The organism is Catellatospora sp. TT07R-123 (genome assembly GCF_018327705.1).
Taxonomy (GTDB): Bacteria; Actinomycetota; Actinomycetes; order Mycobacteriales; family Micromonosporaceae; genus Catellatospora.
In genome coordinates, this window is record NZ_BNEM01000001.1 from 3,227,487 (window position 1) to 3,245,768 (window position 18,282).

The following is an 18,282-nucleotide window of genomic DNA, read 5'->3' on the forward strand; positions in this document are numbered from 1 at the left end:
CTTCAGTTCCCGACCGGCGCCACGGACGTAGCGGTGATCACGTGGTCGATGAAGCCGTACTCTTTGGCCTGCTCCGCGTTGAACCAGCGGTCGCGGTCGCTGTCTGCCTCGATCTGCGCCACCGGCTGTCCGGTGTGCTGGGCGATCAGGTCGATCATCAGCTTCTTGGTGTAGATCATCTGCTCGGCCTGGATGGCGATGTCGGCCGCGGTGCCGCCGATGCCGCCCGAAGCCTGGTGCATCATGATCCGCGCGTGCGGCAGCGCCGAGCGCTTGCCCTTCGCGCCCGAGCACAGCAGCATCTGGCCCATCGAGGCCGCCATGCCCAGCGCGATCGTCGCGACGTCGTTCGAGATGAACTGCATGGTGTCGTAGATCGCCATGCCGTCGTAGACCGACCCGCCGGGCGAGTTGATGTACAGGTAGATGTCGCGGTCGGGATCCTCGGCGGACAGCAGCAGGAGCTGCGCGCAGATCCGGTTGGCGACCTGCGTGTTGACGTCGCTGCCGAGGAAGACGATGCGCTCCTTCAGCAGGCGGTTGTACACAGAGTCGTCGAGGCCGCCGGCGATCGGATCGGAACCCCGCGCAGATGGAACGTGCAGCTCGCTCATATCGGCAGCCTTTCTCGTTGTCCTACAGCGACCCTAACCGCTGATTCCGACACCAGCTTCCCCAGTGCCGACGTGTTCGCTGTGAGCGCACCACGCCCGTCCGTGACTGTGGCGGGCCGCACACCCACCTGAGCTGCCGCTCAAAAGGGCGAGGGGATCCGCCGGGCCGGATGGCCGACAGATCCCCTCACCGTCACGTCCTTGGAACTCAGCCTCGGCCTCAGTGGTCGTGGCCCTCGTGGTCGCCGTGGTCGTGCCCGGCGTGGTCGTCGGCACCCTCGCGCAGCGAGTCCAGCGTCAGCACCTCGCCGTCGGTGTCGGTCATGATGACCCGCTCCATGACCAGCGCCAGCGCCTTGCCGCGACGCACGTCGCCGTAGACGGCGGCGGCGGCACCGGCCTGCACCAGGCGGTCGTAGTACTGCTGCGGGGCGACACCGGCGCGCTGGGCGCGGTGCACGATCTCGTGGCCGAACTCGTCGTCGGAGACCTGGACGTCCTCGGCCTCGGCGATGGTGTCGAGCACCAGCTGGATCCGGACGCCCTCGGCGGCCGCCTCGGACAGCTCGGTGTCGATCTGCTCCTCGGTCTTCTCCTCCGCCGCGAGGTACTCGGGCAGGCTGGCGCCCATGCGCTCCAGCTGCTCGACCATGGCGGCCTTGCGCTGCTCGACCTCGTCGGCCACGACGCCCTCGGGCGCGGGGACGTCGGCCCGCTTGACCAGCTCGGCCAGCGCCTTGTCACGTGCCGCGTACAGCTGCTCGACCTTCTTGACGCGGGTGATCCGCTCCGACAGGTCGCCGCGCAGCTGCTCCAGGGTGTCGAACTCGCTGGCGAGCTGGGCGAAGTCGTCGTCCAGCGCCGGAAGCTCCTTCTCCTTCACGGTGCGGACCGTCACGGTCACGTCCGCGTCGCTGCCGGCGTGCTCGCCGCCGACCAGCTGGCTGGTGAAGGTCGCCGACTCGCCGGCGGACAGGCCGGCCACGGCCTCGTCCAGGCCCTTGAGCAGCTGGCCCGAACCCACCTCGTGGGACAGGTTGCTGGCGGTGCCGCCCTCGACCTCGGCGCCGTCGACGGTCGCCACCAGGTCCAGCTGCACGTAGTCGCCGTCAGCGGCGGCGCGCTCGACGGTCTTGAGCGTCGCGAAGCGCTGGCGCAGGCCGTCGATCTGCTCGTCGATCTCCGAGTCGGCCACGGCCAGCGGGTCGACCTCGACCTTGATGCTGCTCAGCTCGGGCAGGGTCAGCTCGGGGCGGACGTCCACGTCGGCGGTGAACTTCAGCGGCTGGCCGTCGGCGAACTCGAGGTTGTCCACGGCCGGGCGGCCCAGCAGCTTGACCTCGTGCTCGCGCACGGCGGCGAAGATCTGCTGCGGGATGGCCTCCTCGATCGCCTCCTGCAGCACGGCGCCGCGGCCCACGCGCTGGTCGATGACCTGGGCCGGGATCTTGCCCTTGCGGAAGCCGGGGATGTTGACCTGGGCCGCGATCTCGCGGTACGCCTTCTTCAGGCTCGGCTCGAGCTCGGCGAACGGCACCTCGATGGCGAGCCGCACTCGCGTCGGGCTCAGAGTCTCGACGGTGCTCTTCACAGGCGTACTCCTTGGGATCTTTCGGGTCGTTTGGGGTTGCCTTGCGCAACTGTATGCCCCTCCGCGCCCGCCGGTGCCACCGGCGTGGTGCGCGGAAAGAGCCCGGTCGAGTGTAGGCGACCGCCGGAGGCGTTCACCGCATCGGGCGGCGGTTGTCGGCGGATGTCACACCGCGCGGGCGCGTCAGCATCATAATAACGAGCAAAGCCGACAAACTGGGCAGGTCGTCTGGGAGGAGACCGCCGTGCCGCCGATCAATGTCACGCTGCTGCTGGCCACCGCCATAGCGGCCGCAGGTGGCCCGCTGCTGGCCCTCACGCCGCTCGCGCTGCGGGCGCAACCGCAGGCCGCCGCTGCGATCAGCGTCGACGACGGGGTACGCCGGATAGAGCCGGGCGACACCGTCCAGTACCGCATCCTCGCCCGCGGCGACGGCACCGACAGCGCGACCGTCCGCCTGACCGTGCCGTCCGACCTGCGCGACGTCACCGCCGACGGAGCCACCCGCACCGGCGCCACACTCCACTGGCCCGCCCCCGGCGCCGGCCGGACCGGCACGTACACCGCCGCCGCCGTCCTCGGGCACGACACCCCGGCCGGGGATCTCGCCGTGACGGCGTGCCTGCAGGGGGTCGTCGCCGCGCCCATGGCCTGCGCCACCGACCTCGACCTGGTCGTCGAGCCGGCCGGCGGCACCGGCTGGGCCTGGCTCGGCGCGGCCGTGTTCGGGCTGCTCGCCGCGGTCGGCGCGATCTGGCTCGACCGCAAGATCCGGCCCGAACTGCTCACCCCGGCCAACGCGCACCTCATCTACAGCGATGCCGGGCAGCCCGGTGGAGCCCCATCCGCCTGATCCGAACGAAGCCCCACCGGGGGTCCCTGCCGCCGCCCGGTGGCACGTACGGCCTTCCGGCGGCGTGGGAGCGATCGTGTCCCCCGTCCCTGACCTCAGCGTATGTGCCATCCACCGCCAGAGCGGGAGAATCGGGAGGAAAGCTCACACCGACACACGGCATATGGGTGTGCGGCGCGCACGGCCGACCGCATACACTTCCGTGGGCGCCGGTGACGGCGCGACGGGGTGTAGCGCAGCTTGGTAGCGCACTCGCTTTGGGAGCGAGGGGCCGTCGGTTCGAATCCGGCCACCCCGACCAGCAACGGTCGACGCTCCTGACCTCGGCGCGCGGGCGTTGTGACGGGCCGGTTATAGTGGTGCCCACGCGGGCGTAGCTCAATGGTAGAGCTTCAGTCTTCCAAACTGACTACGCGAGTTCGATTCTCGTCGCCCGCTCCATAGAAGAGGCCCAGGTCCGACAGCGGACCTGGGCCTTCTTCGTGCACGAACTACCCGCCCGCCCCGTGCTCGTGCCGGTGTTCGGAAATGCAGTTTCGGGGAAAGTGCAGGAATTCGAGCTTTGATTCCTGCACTTTCCCCGAAACTGCATGATCGGCGGCCGCCCGGCGGGCGGCGGGTGGGCCGGTCAGGGGCCGTGTGGGAGGTCGACGGCGAGGGTCGCGAGGGCGAGGGTGGTGAGGTCGGGTTCGGAGAGGGCCGGGACGGGGCGGAAGGGGCCGCCGTACGCGCGGTCGTCGTTGGTGGAGGTGATCGCCACCACGCTGCCGCCGCGGTAGGCGTACACGGTGATCGCTTCGAAGCCGCCCGGACCCCCGGTGCGGAAGACGGCGAGCGCGGCCCCGTCCCGGTCCGGACGCCGCTCGCAGCCGACGAACGCGCACTGGTCGGAGCTGGGCACCTGCTCGAACTGGGGCATGGTGGTGACGATCACGACGAGCCCCCCGGCGCCGGAGCCGTCGGTCAGCACCGCGCTCGCCTCGTAGCCGCCGTTGAGGCCGGGGAAGGCGGTCAGCGGTTCGCTGCCGTCCGGACCCTGGAGCGGGCCCAGCCCGGCGCCCGGGGCCAGGCTGTCGACCTGGTCGCGCAGGAAGCAGGTCAGGGTGGTGCGGGCGCGCAGGTCGCCGTCGGGCTGGGAACCGGGCGGGCAGGTCAGCGGGTACGACCCGGGCGAGCGGTCGGGCACGGGGCAGGCGCCGTCGATCGGGGCCCGCGGCGGTGCGAAGGACGACTGCCATTCGGGGCGGTAGAACTCGACCTGCTGCACCACTGAGTTGATGAGCCCGCCGCCCGGCAGCCGGCAGCCGGGGATCAGCACCGGGGCGGCGCTCTGCCCGACGGCCGGGGTAAGCAGGTATCCGGCGGCGACCACGATCGCGGCCACCACCGCGAGGGCCCCGCCGGTGCCGGTCAGGCGGCGGCGCAGCAGGGAGCGGCGTCCGGCCCGCAACACCGCGGCGGCGGTGAGGCCGAGCGGGGGTTCGTGCTGGGCGATGCGGGTGCGCAGGGCCTGGGCCAGGGTCTGGTCGTCCATGGTCACTCCTCCACCGGTCGCGGGGTGAGCAGGCCGCGCAGCGCGCTGAGCCCGCGTGAGGTCTGGCTCTTGACGGCGCCCTCGCTGATGCCTGCGGCGGTGGCGGTGTCGCCGACGGACAGGTCGTCGAGGTAGCGCAGGGCGATGAGCACCCGCTGCCGGGGCGGCAGCTGTGCGAGCAGGGCGAGCACGTCACCGCCGGGGTCGGTGGCGGGTGTGGCCCGGTCGGGCACGTCGGCCACCACCTGCTCGTGCCGGCGGGCGCGGCGGCTGTTGAGGAACGCGTTGACCAGCACCCGCCGCGTGTACGCCTCCAGCGTCGCGCCGTCCAGGCGCCGCCAGTGCCGGTACAGCTGGGTGAAGGTGTGCTGGACCAGGTCCTCGGCGAGGTGCCAGTCGCCGCACAGCGCGTACGCGAACCGCCGCAGCGGCAGCACCCGCGCCTCGAAGTACTCGCAGAACTCTGCTTCCCAGTCGGCCATGTCCTTCATACCCCGCGGGGGTCCGGGAGGTTGCCGTGGCGGGCTTGTGCCAACTTCGTGGACATCGTAAGTAAAGTTTCCTAATAATATAACGTATGAGAAAGCTTCGATTCATCGCTCTCACGCTCGCCCTGGCCGGCGCGCTGTTCGGAGCTCAGCCCGCATACGCGGCCAACCTGCTGGCCAACCCCGGATTCGAATCCGGCGCCCTGTCCCCGTGGTCGTGCACCGGCGGCCTCGGCTCGGTCGTGTCCACCCCGGTCCACGGCGGCGCCAAGGCGCTGGCCGGAGCCGCGTCGGCTTCGGACAACGCGCAGTGCACCCAGACGGTCACCGTGCAGCCGAGCACGGCGTACACGCTGACGGCCTGGGTGCGCGGCAGCTACGTGTACCTCGGCGTCACCGGCGGCGCGTCCACCTGGACCCCGTCGGCGGCGGCGTACACCCAGCTCAGCGTCTCCTTCACCACCGCCGCCGGCCAGACCAGCGCGCAGGTCTTCCTGCACGGCTGGTACGGCCAGGGCACCTACTACGCCGACGACGTCTCCCTCGACGGACCGGGCGGCACCAACCCGGGCGGCCCGGCGACCCCGGCCGGCCTGGCCGTCACCGCCACCACCAGCAGCTCGATCTCGCTGGGCTGGAACGCCGTCACCGGCGCCACCGGCTACCGCGTGTACGAGGGCACCACGCTGCGGGCCACCGTCACCGGCACCTCCACCACGCTCTCGGGCCTGGGCACCTGCACCTCGCACTCGTACAGCGTGACGGCGTACAACGCCAACGGCGAGTCCGCGAACAGCACAGCCGTGTCGGCCAGCACCTCCGGCTGCCCGACCGCGCCCGGCCTGCCGACCGCGCCCTACGTCGACATGGGCGCCTGGCCCACGCCGGCCCTGCCCGACCTGGCCACCGGCGGCAACCTGAAGAGCTTCACGATGGCCTTCGTCACCGCGTCGGCCTGCAAGGCGATGTGGTTCAACGCCTACGACCCGCGCCAGGGCTGGGCCCGCGACCAGATCGACGCGATCCGCGCCCGCGGCGGCGACGTGAAGGTCTCGTTCGGCGGCGCCACCGGCATCGAGCTGGCCCAGGCCTGCTCCTCGGTGTCGGCGCTGCAGGCCGAGTACCAGGCGGTCGTCACCGCGTACGCGCTGAAGTACATCGACCTGGACATCGAGGGTTCGGCCACGGCCGAGCCGGCCTCGGTGGCGCGGCGCTCGCAGGCGCTGGCGGCGCTCCAGGCCGCCAACCCGGGTCTGAAGATCTCGCTGACGCTGCCGGTGCTGCCGGAGGGCCTGACCGCCGACGGCCTGTCGGTGGTGCGCTCGGCCCGTGACGCCGGGGTCAACCTGGACCTGGTCAACATCATGGCGATGGACTACTACCGCAGCGGCGACTACGGCGATCTGGCCGTGCAGGCGGCGAACTCCACGTTCGCGCAGCTGAAGACGCTGTACCCGGCCAAGACCGACGCTCAGGTCTGGAAGATGGTCGGGGTCACCCCGATGCTGGGCCAGAACGACGACGGCCACGTCTACGACCAGAACGACGCGCGGCAGATGGTGACCTTCGCCCAGTCCAAGCACCTGGGCATGCTCGCCTTCTGGGAGACCACCCGCGACCGCAATGCGTGCAACGGCGCGCTGTACATGTGCACCAACATCGCGCAGTCGCCGTACGAGTTCAGCAAGATCTTCGCCGGGTACACCGGCTGAGCGGGCCGCCGGTGGGAGGGCTCGCGCCCTCCCACCGGAACGGTTCACTTCGCGTCGATCACCCGCAGTTCGTTGTGATCGATGTCGTAGTCGGCACCCTTGGCCGGCTGGAACACCGCGGCGATCTTGCCGCCGTCAGGCGACATCGTCACCCCGATCGACCGCCCCGGCGACACCTCGGTCACCGCGCCGGACGCCAGGTCCACCCGCCAGATGCCGTACTTCGACTGCCACCGCGCCGAGACGAGCACGCTGCGGTCGTCCGGGTCCAGCCACGCGCCCAGCGGGTCGCCCAGACCCGTGACCACGGCGCTGGGCTGGCCGGCACCCGGCGTCCAGCGGTAGAGGTTCCACGGCTGGCCGGTCCGGTCGTTGCCCGACTTGCCCTGCGAGGTGGGCGAGGCGAACAGCACCAGGCTCTTGCCGTCCTTGCGCAGCATCGGCGTGTCGGCGCGGCCGTCGGCCGTGCACTCCGCCGCCGCGTCGCGGAACCAGGTGAAGTCGACCGCCCAGGTGTGGCCGTCGAACGTCACCGGTTCCGGCATCCGCTGGGCACCGTCCCGGCTGAGCCCGGCGATGCCCGCGCAGATCGCGGTGCTGTGCGCGACGTACCCCGTCTGGAGCCCGGGGGCCCAGGCGACGTTGCCCGCCGGGGTCCCGCCGAGCACCGCCAGCTCCTCGACCTTGCCGGTCGACGGGTCGAGGGCGATGAGGTCGAAGTGATCCTTGCGCGGATCCTCCATCCCGCACCACCGGCCGAGCCCGAGCCTGCCGTCCGGCAGTGCCTGGAGGTTGCGGTAGTCGGTGTGCTCGCACCCCGCCTCGGCGGGCGGGTTCAGCCGCTCGGCCTTGCCGCCCTCCCTGGTCCGCCACAGCTGCGTGTCCGGCCCGTAGCCCGGGTCGCCGTGCAGCAGGTAGATGTATCCGTCGGCGAGCCAGACCGGGCTGCTCAGCCACCCGGCCGGCGCGTCGAGCACGGTCCCGGCGGGTGCGGCCGCAGCCGGGGATTCCGCTCCCCCGCCGTGCCCGCAAGCGGCCAGGGCGAGTGCGGCCAGCACCGCGCCTCCCACTGCCCGCAGTCGCCTCTTCATCACCAGTGTCCCTTCAGCCAGTTCCAGCACTCGTTGACGGCCTTGTTCCCGTACGTGGCCGCCTCCTGCACGCCCGACTGGATCTGCGTCGGGTTGCCGGTGACGATGCCCTCGACAGTCTGCTCGACCCCGCTGACCACGTGCCCGCCCAGGTAGGTCGGGTCGTGCTCGTGCGGGTCCAGCAGGGTGTGCGTGGCCGCCGCCCCGACCGCGCCGCACCGGGCGGCCAGCGCCGGACCTCCGACGAGGTTGCACAGACCGCTCGCCACGCCCGCCGCCACGGTGTCCGTCGCGCCCTGGTGCCGGAGCATGAACCGGTACGCGTGGGCGGCCGCCGCGAACGACAGCTCCTGCGGGGTGCCGATGGGCTGGCCCTGCTCGGTGGCGACGCCGTACCCGTACAGCGTCGTGGCCTCCTCGGCCTCGCTCCACAGCTTGCGGCGGTAGTTGTTGTCCTTGTCGCCGCCGAGAGTGGCGCTGTACCGGAAGAACTTGGCCCACTTCTGGGCGCCCGGGTTGCCCATGCCGTCGCCCTTGCCCGTGGCGATGGCCAGGCCGCCCTGCACGCCGTGCAGGATCGTCGAGTCGACCCACGACGACCACGAGCCGGCCTTGGCCACCCCGTCGTCGATCATGAAGTCGAGCACGCCTTCGATCTGGTGGAACCAGTCTTCCGAGTTGAACTGCTTGCCGTACAGGCTCAGCCACTCCTGCACGAGGGTCTTGCGCTGGACCACCGTCATGCTGTTGATGTCCTTGATCGTGCAGTTGAGCTTCGCTGCGCTGCACGGTAGCGGGTCCGGGTCCGGATTGCCGCCCCCACCGCCGCCACCGCCACCGCCGCCGCCGCCCCCACCGCCGCCACCGCCACCGCCGGGGTTGGCGCCGCGGCAGTCGGTGTCGTCCATGCACACCCGCAGACCGGTCGGGTCGCTGGAGGACACCGGGGTGTTGTTGGCGTACGCGTAGCCGTTGAGCGACTGCGCGTCCGCCTGGTGGAAGTCGGGGTCGACGCTGACGAACCGGCCCAGTCCGCTGTCGTACTCACGGGCGCCCAGGTGGGTGAGGCCGGTCAGGTCGACGTCGCCGCCGACGAATCCCTTGCGGTTGGGCCAGGACGGGCTGGAGCCGCGCGCGTTGCCGAACGGGTCCTGCCGCCGCTGGCTGATCGCCTGGTTGCCCGAGGCGACCGTGGCCTGCGCCGTGCCCTGCGTGTCGGAGACGAGCCAGGTGAGCGAGCCGCCCGTGGTCACCGAGGCGCAGGTCTGGCCCTCCCAGCTGTAGTAGCGCGTCGCGGTGACCGCGCCGCTGGTCTTGTCCCGCCGGACCTCCTGGCCGGGCAGGTAGAGCGTGGTCGTGGCGGTGTCGCTGGCGATCAGGCGCTCGCCGGCGGCGGTGTAGATGTAGGTGGTGTCCGTGCTGGTCGCGGTCGCGGTGACCTTGGCCAGGCGGCCCTCCACGTCCCAGTTCAGCGCCTGGCCGGGCCGGGCGGTGGTGTTGCCGGACGCGTCGTAGGTGTAGTTGTCGGTGCGGTTGACGCCCGGCCCGCTGGTGGTGACGTACTGCACCCCGTGCGCGTTGGCCGCGGTGGCCGCCGGGTAGGTCGAGGTCGCGGTGGTGTCACCCGCGGCCGCGTGGCTGGTCTGCGTCTTGCGGGAACCGGCCGCGTCGAACGTCCACGACTGCCAGTACGGCGCCGGGCCGCCCAGCGTCGCGGCCGACTTCGGGTCGCCGCAGGCACCCGATGCGGGCGTCCACGCCTCGGCCAGGCGGCGTACGCCGTCGTAGCCGAAGCACTGGGTGTCCACCGCGCCACTGGCGGCCGTCTCCGCGACCTTGGTGACGTTGCCCATCGCGTCCCAGCCGTAGCTGGTGTCCGTCACCGGCTGCGGCGCGGTCTGGCGCAGGGTCTGCGACCGCTGGAGCCGCCGGGTGGCGTCGTCGTAGGTGAAGCTGCGCTGCACCCAGCTGCCGCCGGTGAGCTGGAGCTGCATGAAGCTCAGCTCGCCGAACGCGGTGTAGTCGGTGTTGCTGACGTACTGCCCGAAGCCGGGCGCGTTCGTCTGGAGCTGCTCGGCCAGGCCCGTCACCGGGTCGTAGGTGTAGGTCAGCGTCTCGGCGCCCAGCCCGCCCACGTTCGGGTAGCTCATCGTGGCCGGCGAACCGTCCACGAAGTACGACCGGGTCACCGAGTAGGTGCCGGCCAGGCCGGTCTGCGTCGCCGGGATCGTGTAGTCCTCACCCGTCGGCTGGTACAGCGGCGTGTAGCCGCGCACCTTGACCTTGTACTCGTCGGTGCCGACCCAGCGCGACGACGACGCCAGCTGGCCCTTGGCCCCGGCGGGGTCCCAGGCCCAGCTCGCCAGCTTGGCCCCGGAGGTCGAGCCGGCGAACTCGCCCGTCTGGCGGCCGTAGCCGTCATAGGTGTAGGCGATGGTCTGGGTCCGCGCGTCGGTCACGGAGCGCACCTCGCCGGAGTCGGCGTAGTCGACGCTGGCCGTGCCCTTGTCCGGGTCGTGCGTGACGGTCTGGCGGCCGAGCAGGTCGTACTCGTACGACCAGACCGAACCGGCGTTGTCGGTGAGCGTGTCCTGCTGGCCCTTGCGGTTGAAGTGGTAGACGGTCTGGTCGAACGTCGAGCGGGTGCCGCTGCCCACGTCGGCCGGGTCGTGGTACTGGCGCTGCTCGACCACGCGGCCGCGCACGTCGGTGAGCACGGTGGTGGCGGTGCCGCCGGTCGGCGGCGTGGTGCTGATCCGGTCGCCGCCGTAGGCGGTGGTCGTCGCCCACAGGTTCGTCCCGGCCGACTGCGCGATCGAGACGATCAGGCGGCCGGCCCGGTCGTACTGGCTCACCGCGCGGTTCTTCGGCTGCCAGTCCAGGATGGTGAACAGCGTGGTGGACGGCTGGACGGTCGCGTCGAAGTGCTTCGACACGCTCGCCGTACGCCCGAGGGCGTCGTACTTGGTCTCGGCGAAGACGGTGCCGATGTTGCCGGCCGCCATCGACAGCGACTGCGACTGCCGCTGGCGCAGCATGCCGTCGTAGAGGGCGTACGAGGTGATGTAGTTGCCCGAGGCGTTGAGCTTCTGGCTGGTCACCGCGTTGGCCCCGCCGCTGTTGCGGATCAGGTACGCGTACTGCGAGTTCGGCTGGGCGGGGTAGGTGGCCTTGAGGTGGTTGGGCAGCCACACCTGGGTCAGCCGGCCGAGGCCGTCGTAGGTGAGGTCGGTGCGCCGGTTGTTCACGTCGACCGTGGCGGTCGGCGTACCCCAGGAAGGCTCGACGGTGTTGGTCGTCGTGCCCAGGCCGGTGGTCTCCGCGATCTGCGTGACCGGGCCGCCCGAGGCCGGGGTGTAGGCGTGCGTGGTGTGGTTGCCGCGCACGTCGGTGGCGTCGGTCGACCGGCCGTACGCGTCGTAGCTCGCGGTGGACTGGGTGACCCAGCTCGGGCCGCCCGCCAGGGTCCACGACTTCGCCGCGTCCACCTGGGTCGGCTCGCCCTTGACCGGGGCGGCGCCGATGGCCTGGTGGTCGTAGAAGGTGCGGCTCATCCCGATCACGTCGGCGTCGGTCGCGGCGCTGGCGGCGCAGGTCACGGCGTACGTCTCGGTCTGGCTGACCAGCGACAGCATGTTCTTGACGAGGTTGCGGTTGTAGGTGGTCTTGGTGCACTGCTCGTCGTTGCTCGCCGAGGCGTCGCCGAGGTCCTCGACCTGCGCCGGGGCGCCGTAGGAGTCGAACGTGGTGTTGGACCGCGTGACCCGCCAGCCGCCCGCGGCCAGCGCGGTCGCCGCCCACGTCGACTTGGTGCCGGTGTAGCGCGCGTAGACGGTGGTGTCGCCCATGTCGCGCGAGGCGGTCGCGGTCGACTGCCACGGCTCGTTGGCCGTGACGGACAGCGGCGCCGACTCGACGCCGTTGAACACGGTGGACTTGCGGACCTGCCCGGCGTAGCCGTTCTCGTCGTTGACGACGGGGGCGTCCGCGACGTCGGCGGTGTCGCCGTCGCCGTTGAGGTCCAGCGCCGGCAGCGTGACGATCCGGGTGCCGCCCGCCCCGTTGAGGTCGCCGTGCATGCCGCGGAAGAAGACGCTCTCCGACAGCGACTCGGTGCCCGAGCCGGGCTCGCCCACGCGGGTGTTGACCTGGCTGTAGCCGCGGAAGTCCGACCAGGTGCGCAGCTTGTCCTTGGTGATGCCGTCGTCGTCGGTGTGCCGCCAGGCGGGGGTGCCGACGTACTCGTAGGAGGTCACGACGTCCGGGCTGCCGCCGGTGAGGTCGGCGGCGGTCACCGAGGTGACCAGGTACTTGTGGAAGTACTCGGTCTTGAGCGACTTGTCCGGCTGCTCCTCCAGCACCGGGTAGCAGCGCAGGGTGTTGGCCTGCGGCGAGGCCGGCATGTGCGAGCCCGCGACGCAGTCCGGACCCGTGTACCGGATGTCGACCTTGCCGCCGGTGTCGGTCCAGATGGTGCCCATCCGCATCCAGTTCATCGCCGGCTTGCCGTCGGTGGCCGTGTCGACGCGGTTGGGCAGCTGGATCCAGTCGAAGTTGATCTCAGGCATGACCGGCGCCCCGGCCGCGATCGCCGGGCCGGTGGCCGTACCGGTGTGGACGATCGACTCCAGCCACAGGCCCGCCCGCGTGCCGTCGCCGGGGTCGGGGAAGTTGTGCGTCAGCGTCCAGACGTCGACGTTCTTGTACGCCGCCGCCACCGCGTCCCAGACCTTCGTCGTCACCGACGCCAGGCGCTTGGTCGACCAGAAGGTCGGCGCGTGGTTGGTGCAGGTGCTGCCGGTGCACTCCTGGTCCCACGGCACGTCCGGCCAGTGCGGCTGGTCGTGCGTGGCGCACGAGGACAGGCACCGGTCGGCCGCGGCGAAGACCACGCGCATCGGCGCGGCCGTGGCGGTGTTCTCGGTGTCGGTGCCCGAGCGGTTGTCGGTCCCGTAGTCGATGTGGTCCAGCACGCCGCCGCGCACGTAGCTCACCAGGTCGGAGTCGCTGTTGTTGCGGCCGTACTTGTTCGTCTCGGCGGTGTAGAACAGCGACATCGTGTTGCCGTGCACGTCGACGACGTAGTCGAGGTTCCAGCGCCACGCCTGGTTGCAGAACGACGCGATGTACCCGCTGGCGTGGCAGGGCTCGCCGGAGTTGTTGCCCGCCACCGGTTCGGTCCAGACCGAGCCGGTCGCCTTGTTCGCCGGGGCGGTACCGGTGTAGCCGGGCAGCCGGTTGAGGCCGAAGAAGTACTGGGTGCCGTCACCGGTGGTCACCCGCCAGTACTCGTTGTCGTTGTCGCCGTTGACGGTGTTGGTGAACCGCTCCACCAGCGAGCCGTTGTCGTTCTTCAGCCGCCACTTGCCGCTGGTGCCGTCGCGGACGATCTCACCGCCGCTGCCGTTGAGCGACAGCGCCGCGTTGTCGGTCTTCCAGCACATGTCGCTGGTGTCGGTGGTGTTGTTCGCACCGCTGCCCTTGTCGTCGGCGCAGGTCGCGTACCGCCGCTCGATGTAGCCGGGCCAGTAGTCGAAGCCCTCGCCCACCCAGGTGGGCTGGTTGTTGCTGGTCTCGCTGCGCCCGTCGACCGCGGTCGAGGAGTACGACAGCCCCATCGACGGGGCCGGTCCGCCCAGCGACGGCGGGCTGCGCAGCGGGTACGACCAGGAGAAGTCACCGGTGTTGCCGCCGGCGTTCCAGGTCGAGGAGGCCTGGAGGTTGGTCGCGCCGTAGTCGCCGTCGCTGCCCGACGCGCCCGCGGACAGGGCCACCATCGTGCCGGAGGCCGACATCAGCGACACGTCGGCGGTGATGCGCTGCGCCGACACGTCGTTGGTCGCGGCCAGCGGGGTGGCGGCGCAGCCGGGCGCGCCCGGCGTGGTCAGCGCGCAGTCGGGCACCTGGACCAGCCGCAGGCGGCGGTTCCAGCCCGCGCCGTAGGCCCCGGCGAACGACGAGTAGTCGATGCCGACCGCGGCCGCGCCCTGGCCGGTGCGCCCGTCGGCCCGCTTCACCCGGACCAGCAGGCTGTTTCGCCATGCGGCAGGGGTGTGCGCCCGGTCGAGCACGCTGACGTTGGCCTTGGCGACGCTGTCGGCGGCCTTGCGGTCCTTGCCGCGGCTCGGGCCGACCCAGACCGGCAGCGCGCCCGCCCGGGCCGCACCGGTGCCGACCGACACGTCCGCCGCGCCCGCGGTGGGCCAGCTCGGTGCCGTGCGCTTGGCGCCCGCGCCCTGGCTGAGGTCCTTCGGCCGGGCCGCCGCCGGCACCTTGGTGCCGTGCGCGGACGGGAGCTGCTGGGCCGTGAGCGTCTGCGGGCCCGGGGCCGCCTGCGCCGGGGCCGACATCAGCAGCACGTTGGCGACCATCGCCACGGTCGTCGCGATGATGGTCGCCAGTCTTCTGCGCGGTCGCGGTCGACCGCCGAGCGAACCGCCGCGGTCGCGGCGGGCATGCCTGGGTGGCACGGTTCCTCCCGTGATAAAAGGGGTGAATCGGGCCGCGTACGACATGAGGGTGCGCGGCCCGCGAGGTGGTTGTCGGTTACCGGTGTCCGGTGAGCAAAGGCTGCCAAGGGCGGAGCCCGCTGTCACCGGCTCGGCACTGAGAGGAAGCTGCTCTGACAGTTAGCTCTCAAGCGGTGCGACGGGACCGGCGGTCCGCACTGGAGGGTCCACCGCGCAACGGCCGCGGCCAGGCCGGGGAGATTCTCCCGGCCTGGCCGCGGTATGCCCGATGCGGGCCGGTCCCCCGCTCAGCCGCGCAGCCCCCAGCCGGGAAGCAGGACGGACAGGCGGGCGGCGAGAAGGTGCGCCATCACATCGGCCTCGTGCTGGTCGGCAGCCTGGAGGAAGAACGTCACCTCCAGGCGATCGCCCCTGATCGCCGCGTGCACGTGCTCCAGGAGCGGCTCGGCGCCCCCGGGCGCCTCCGCCAGCAACCGCCGCAGCCGCCGGCCGTCGGCGCTCACCGCCGCAGCCGCCGACTCCCGCACGAGCGTGGCTCTCGACATGTACATGAGACACCGTCTAACTGGTCAACTCGGAAACTCCCATCCCCGTACCGACCCCGCACCGCGGTCGCGGTCGGGGTCATCGCGCTGTCCGCTCAGGATGCCAATGTGGTCGGTGGTGCGTCACCAGCGGACACGTGAGAGCAACGTGGCTGACAGCTTGCTCTCACCGGACCGCTCGGGCCGTACGCACGAAGAAGCGCCACGGCCGCCGATCGAATCGATCGGCGGCCGTGGCGCTCGCTATGGAATGAATGCGGTCCACCCGCTCAGTACGGGGGCCGAGCGGATCGCCCGCCCGCACACGGCGGCGACGATCACATCGGCGATGTCCTGCCCTGACGCGACGGTGAAGACCACTACGTCGATCCCGGCGGGCCCGGCGCGGGCGTGGATGTGCTCCACGCCGTCGGGCGGGGCCGCATGCAGCCAGAGCAGATCGACGACCTCGGCCGGCGACAGGCCGGGCGCCCCCCTCGGCGGCACCAGTCGGACGGTGGTCGTCAGCATCGCGCCCTGGTTACGGGTGCACCGGGGGGACCGGCCAGATCAGACCGTCCGCCACCGGGTGGGCCGGGACCGCGCTGCCGGCCGAGTGGCCGATTCCGCTCAAACCTGCGACTACCGCCACCAGCAGGGCTGCCAGTGCGATTCCGGCACGCATACGAATGATCCTTCTCATGGCTTTTCCCCCGGCGCTTTCCATCGATGACGAATTGGGTTTCCCAGGCCCTCTGAGCCTGCCCTTCCCGATCCGCCGTGTCAGTACTGAGACATCGACCTGAAGCGGCATGGCCGTTTCAGGTCACATCGGCGCCCGAGGATTCCGCGACAGTGATCGCTGCTGCACAATGATCGACGCGATCACGAGCCAACCCGGGGGTGGCAGTGTTGGAATCGGTAGGCCTCACCGCGGAGGCCGAAGCTGTGTATTTCACGATGGTCGATCACCCGCTGTGGGGGGTCGAGGACCTCGCCGCGCACATGCAGCTGTCGGAGGCCGCCGTCCGCGACGCGCTGGACGTGCTCGCCGAGCGCGCCCTCGTGCAGCCGCGGGCGCAGGACACCGGCGGCATGCGCGTGGTCAGCCCGCAGGCCGGGCTCACCATGCTGCTGGCCCAGGCCGAGGCCGACATCGCCCAGCGGCAGCGCCAGATCGAGGTGGCCCGCGCCACCATCTCCGCCATCGCCACCGAGCACGACAAGGTCCGCCGCCGCGACGAGATCATCCGGCTGGAGGGCTCCAGCGCCGTGCGCGGCCGCCTGATGGAGCTGGCGCCGGCCGTACAGAAGGAGTGCCTGACCTTCACCGCCCGCGCGGAGCTCACCGCCGAGGCGATCGACGCGGGGCGGCCGCTCAACCAGCTGCTGCTCGAACGAGGCGTCTCGATCCGCAACGTGTATCAAGAGAGCGTCCGCAACGACCCGACCATGTTCGCCTTCGCCAAGTGGATGGCCTCCAAAGGCGGCCGGAGCAGGACCGTTCCGTCTGTCCCCATGCGACTGATCATAATAGACAGACGCGTCGCCATCATCCCCATCGACCCCGCTGATTCGACCCGGGGTGCGCTGGAGATCCGCAGCCCCGGCGTCATCGCCGCGCTGTGCATCCTGTTCGAGCAGGTCTGGGACTTCGCGACCCCGTTCGGCGAGTCGCCGAAGTCCGACGACCGCGGGCTCACCCCGCAGGAGCAGGCGCTGATGCGCCTGCTCGACGCGGGGCACACCGACGAGTCCGCCGGCCGCAAGATCGGGCTCTCCGCGCGTACGGTGCGGCGGATCGTGTCCGAGCTCGCCGACCGGCTCGGCGTGGAGAGCCGGTTCCAGGCCGGGGCCGAGGCCGTCCGGCGGGGCTGGCTGTAGCCGTGCGCGCCGTCGATCACGCACGCCCACGGGCCCGCCGGTGGTGGCCGCTCAGCCCCACTCGGACCCGCCGTCAGCGTGCGCCGTGACGGCGCCTCCGGGCGCGGCCGCGGCCGCTGTCGACGCGATCCCGGTGGCCGACCCGGCCAGCAGCCCGGCGAGCGCGATCATGGCCAGGCGCAGCGCGCCCATTCTGAAGGCAGCGTTCATCGTCAATCCCGTTCCCCTGAGACACCCCATGTCAATGCGGTCGGCGGGCCCACCACTCGCAGGAGAAATACTGGCGGCCGCTCGCGGCGATGTCACCGACGTGGAGCTGAGAGCAACGTGTCTTGACGGTTGCTCTCAGCCGGTCCGCCCGTGGCCGCCCGACGTCCGCACCTGCGGCCGCGGGGCGTCGCCCCAGGCGGCGGTCTCCGCTACCAGCTAAGGCAGTTGCGCGATGCTCGAGTCTCTTGGCCTGTCGGTCTCCGGCGAGGCCGTCTACCGGACGATGTTGGCCCACCGCTCCTGGGGTCTGGAGCGGATCGCCGACCACCTGGCCATGTCCAAGGGACAGGTCCGCTCGGCCCTGGACCAGCTGGCCGAGCTCGCCCTGCTCCACCCCTCCACCGAGGAGCCGGCGGGCTGGAGCGCGGTCGAGCCGTCGATCGGACTGTCCGCGCTGCTGGCGCGGGCCGAGTCCGAGATCCAGGAGCGGCGCCGCAGCATCGACGCCACCCGGGTCGCCATCACCGCCATCGCCCGCGAGCACCTGGCCAAGGCCGATGCCAACGGCGGCGTACGCCTGGACGGCGTCGAGGCGGTGCGCACCCGGATGGCCGAGCTCAGCGCCGCGGTGGTCCGCGAGTGCGTGTCGCTGAACCCCAACGTCACGCAGACCCCCGACGCCAAGCAGGCCAGCCGCCCGCTCAACCAGCAGATGCTGGAGCGCGGCGTCGCGATCCGCTGCGTCTACCAGGACAGCTTCCGCAACGACCCGAACCTCGTCGGCTACGCGCGCTGGCTGACCGAACTCGGCGGCCGGGCCCGTACGGTGCCGATCGTGCCGATCCTGATGGTGGTCTACGACCGCAGCACCGTGCTGCTGCCCCTCGATCCGGCCGACACCGGCCAGGGCGCGGTGGAGATCCGCAGCCCCGGCATCGCCACGCTGGCGTACGCGCTGTTCGAGCAGCTGTGGGCGTCCGGCCTGCCGTTCGGGCAGGCGCCCGCGCAGCAGGACGAGGAGGCCCTCAACGCGACCCAGCGCGAGCTGCTCGGCCTGCTGGCCGCCGGGCACACCGACGAGCTGGCGGCGCGGCGCCTGGGCGTCTCCCTGTCGACCGTACGGCGCCTGATGGCGGTGCTGATGGAGCGCCTGGAGGCGCGCAGCCGGTTCCAGGCGGGCATCCACGCCGCCGAGCGCGGCTGGCTGCGTACCGACGCCTGACCCCGTCTTCCTCCTCGGCCCGTTCCAAAATCGTGCAAAGTTGCCGGGCAATCGGGCGAATCTTGGACTCGTATTCGCCCGATTGCCCG

At 71.3% G+C, this 18,282-nt stretch carries 13 protein-coding genes and 2 tRNA genes; 6 read left to right on the plus strand and 9 right to left on the minus strand.

The window, feature by feature from the left end; all coding sequences use genetic code 11:
• Positions 1 to 2: 2 nt before the first annotated feature.
• A complete protein-coding gene (locus tag Cs7R123_RS13775) occupies positions 3 to 614 on the minus strand; it encodes a ClpP family protease (protein ID WP_212826642.1) in 612 nt (203 codons plus the stop codon).
• A 220-nt stretch (positions 615 to 834) separates the two neighbouring features.
• Positions 835 to 2,205: a trigger factor gene (tig, locus tag Cs7R123_RS13780; protein WP_212826644.1), complete on the minus strand. Its 1,371-nt coding sequence runs from the start codon at positions 2,203 to 2,205 to the stop codon at positions 835 to 837.
• Between the two features lie 244 nt (positions 2,206 to 2,449).
• Here tig and Cs7R123_RS13785 point away from each other — a divergent pair, with 244 nt between their 5' ends.
• The 3 genes from Cs7R123_RS13785 to Cs7R123_RS13795 all read left to right on the plus strand — a co-directional run bounded on the left by Cs7R123_RS13785 (position 2,450) and on the right by Cs7R123_RS13795 (position 3,499).
• On the plus strand, positions 2,450 to 3,058 hold the full coding sequence (locus Cs7R123_RS13785) for a hypothetical protein (protein WP_212826646.1): 609 nt from the start codon (positions 2,450 to 2,452) through the stop codon (positions 3,056 to 3,058).
• 224 nt (positions 3,059 to 3,282) lie between these two features.
• Positions 3,283 to 3,359: transfer RNA gene (locus Cs7R123_RS13790), tRNA-Pro, on the plus strand.
• Positions 3,360 to 3,425: 66 nt separating this feature from the next.
• Positions 3,426 to 3,499, plus strand: a tRNA-Gly gene (locus Cs7R123_RS13795).
• Positions 3,500 to 3,686: 187 nt separating this feature from the next.
• Here Cs7R123_RS13795 and Cs7R123_RS13800 read toward each other — a convergent pair.
• Positions 3,687 to 4,592 (minus strand): hypothetical protein, encoded by a 906-nt coding sequence (locus Cs7R123_RS13800; RefSeq protein WP_212826648.1) that lies wholly within the window; start codon positions 4,590 to 4,592, stop codon positions 3,687 to 3,689.
• A gap of 2 nt (positions 4,593 to 4,594) precedes the next feature.
• Entirely contained in the window at positions 4,595 to 5,074 is a 480-nt protein-coding gene (locus Cs7R123_RS13805) for an RNA polymerase sigma factor (RefSeq protein WP_212826650.1), read from the minus strand.
• Positions 5,075 to 5,169: 95 nt separating this feature from the next.
• Between Cs7R123_RS13805 and Cs7R123_RS40170 the strand changes: the two genes are divergently transcribed.
• Complete coding sequence (locus Cs7R123_RS40170; protein WP_244871814.1) at positions 5,170 to 6,792, plus strand: carbohydrate binding domain-containing protein; 1,623 nt, start codon at positions 5,170 to 5,172, stop codon at positions 6,790 to 6,792.
• A gap of 44 nt (positions 6,793 to 6,836) precedes the next feature.
• On the opposite strand, the gene Cs7R123_RS13820 is transcribed toward Cs7R123_RS40170, so the two are convergent.
• The 4 genes from Cs7R123_RS13820 to Cs7R123_RS13835 form a co-directional block, all read right to left on the minus strand.
• Positions 6,837 to 7,883 (minus strand): hypothetical protein, encoded by a 1,047-nt coding sequence (locus Cs7R123_RS13820; RefSeq protein ID WP_212826652.1) that lies wholly within the window; start codon positions 7,881 to 7,883, stop codon positions 6,837 to 6,839.
• Positions 7,883 to 14,254, minus strand: a complete 6,372-nt coding sequence (locus Cs7R123_RS13825; RefSeq protein WP_244871999.1) for an RHS repeat domain-containing protein — start codon at positions 14,252 to 14,254, stop codon at positions 7,883 to 7,885. The genes Cs7R123_RS13820 and Cs7R123_RS13825 overlap by 1 nt, the downstream gene beginning before the upstream one ends.
• A gap of 386 nt (positions 14,255 to 14,640) precedes the next feature.
• The gene (locus tag Cs7R123_RS13830) at positions 14,641 to 14,898 is read right to left on the minus strand and encodes a hypothetical protein (RefSeq protein ID WP_212826656.1); all 258 of its coding nucleotides are present in this window, start codon (positions 14,896 to 14,898) and stop codon (positions 14,641 to 14,643) included.
• A 243-nt stretch (positions 14,899 to 15,141) separates the two neighbouring features.
• Positions 15,142 to 15,408: a hypothetical protein gene (locus Cs7R123_RS13835; RefSeq protein WP_212826658.1), complete on the minus strand. Its 267-nt coding sequence runs from the start codon at positions 15,406 to 15,408 to the stop codon at positions 15,142 to 15,144.
• Positions 15,409 to 15,837: 429 nt separating this feature from the next.
• Here Cs7R123_RS13835 and Cs7R123_RS13840 point away from each other — a divergent pair, with 429 nt between their 5' ends.
• The gene (locus Cs7R123_RS13840; protein ID WP_244871815.1) at positions 15,838 to 16,761 is read left to right on the plus strand and encodes a helix-turn-helix transcriptional regulator; all 924 of its coding nucleotides are present in this window, start codon (positions 15,838 to 15,840) and stop codon (positions 16,759 to 16,761) included.
• Positions 16,762 to 16,812: 51 nt separating this feature from the next.
• On the opposite strand, the gene Cs7R123_RS13845 is transcribed toward Cs7R123_RS13840, so the two are convergent.
• The gene (locus Cs7R123_RS13845; RefSeq protein ID WP_212826662.1) at positions 16,813 to 16,971 is read right to left on the minus strand and encodes a hypothetical protein; all 159 of its coding nucleotides are present in this window, start codon (positions 16,969 to 16,971) and stop codon (positions 16,813 to 16,815) included.
• 232 nt (positions 16,972 to 17,203) lie between these two features.
• Here Cs7R123_RS13845 and Cs7R123_RS13850 point away from each other — a divergent pair, with 232 nt between their 5' ends.
• Positions 17,204 to 18,193 (plus strand): helix-turn-helix transcriptional regulator, encoded by a 990-nt coding sequence (locus Cs7R123_RS13850; protein WP_212826664.1) that lies wholly within the window; start codon positions 17,204 to 17,206, stop codon positions 18,191 to 18,193.
• Positions 18,194 to 18,282: the final 89 nt, after the last annotated feature.

Bases quoted from the DNA above. Each gene is read 5' to 3' on its own strand.
- Cs7R123_RS13775 (WP_212826642.1), bottom strand. From the start codon at position 614: ATGAGCGAGCTGCACGTTCCATCTGCGCGGGGTTCCGATCCGATCGCC.
- Cs7R123_RS13800 (WP_212826648.1), bottom strand. From the start codon at position 4,592: ATGGACGACCAGACCCTGGCCCAGGCCCTGCGCACCCGCATCGCCCAG.
- Cs7R123_RS13805 (WP_212826650.1), bottom strand. From the start codon at position 5,074: ATGGCCGACTGGGAAGCAGAGTTCTGCGAGTACTTCGAGGCGCGGGTG.
- Cs7R123_RS40170 (WP_244871814.1), top strand. From the start codon at position 5,170: ATGAGAAAGCTTCGATTCATCGCTCTCACGCTCGCCCTGGCCGGCGCG.
- Cs7R123_RS13820 (WP_212826652.1), bottom strand. From the start codon at position 7,883: ATGAAGAGGCGACTGCGGGCAGTGGGAGGCGCGGTGCTGGCCGCACTC.
- Cs7R123_RS13825 (WP_244871999.1), bottom strand. From the start codon at position 14,254: ATGGTCGCCAACGTGCTGCTGATGTCGGCCCCGGCGCAGGCGGCCCCG.
- Cs7R123_RS13830 (WP_212826656.1), bottom strand. From the start codon at position 14,898: ATGTCGAGAGCCACGCTCGTGCGGGAGTCGGCGGCTGCGGCGGTGAGC.
- Cs7R123_RS13835 (WP_212826658.1), bottom strand. From the start codon at position 15,408: ATGCTGACGACCACCGTCCGACTGGTGCCGCCGAGGGGGGCGCCCGGC.
- Cs7R123_RS13840 (WP_244871815.1), top strand. From the start codon at position 15,838: ATGGTCGATCACCCGCTGTGGGGGGTCGAGGACCTCGCCGCGCACATG.
- Cs7R123_RS13845 (WP_212826662.1), bottom strand. From the start codon at position 16,971: ATGAACGCTGCCTTCAGAATGGGCGCGCTGCGCCTGGCCATGATCGCG.
- Cs7R123_RS13850 (WP_212826664.1), top strand. From the start codon at position 17,204: ATGCTCGAGTCTCTTGGCCTGTCGGTCTCCGGCGAGGCCGTCTACCGG.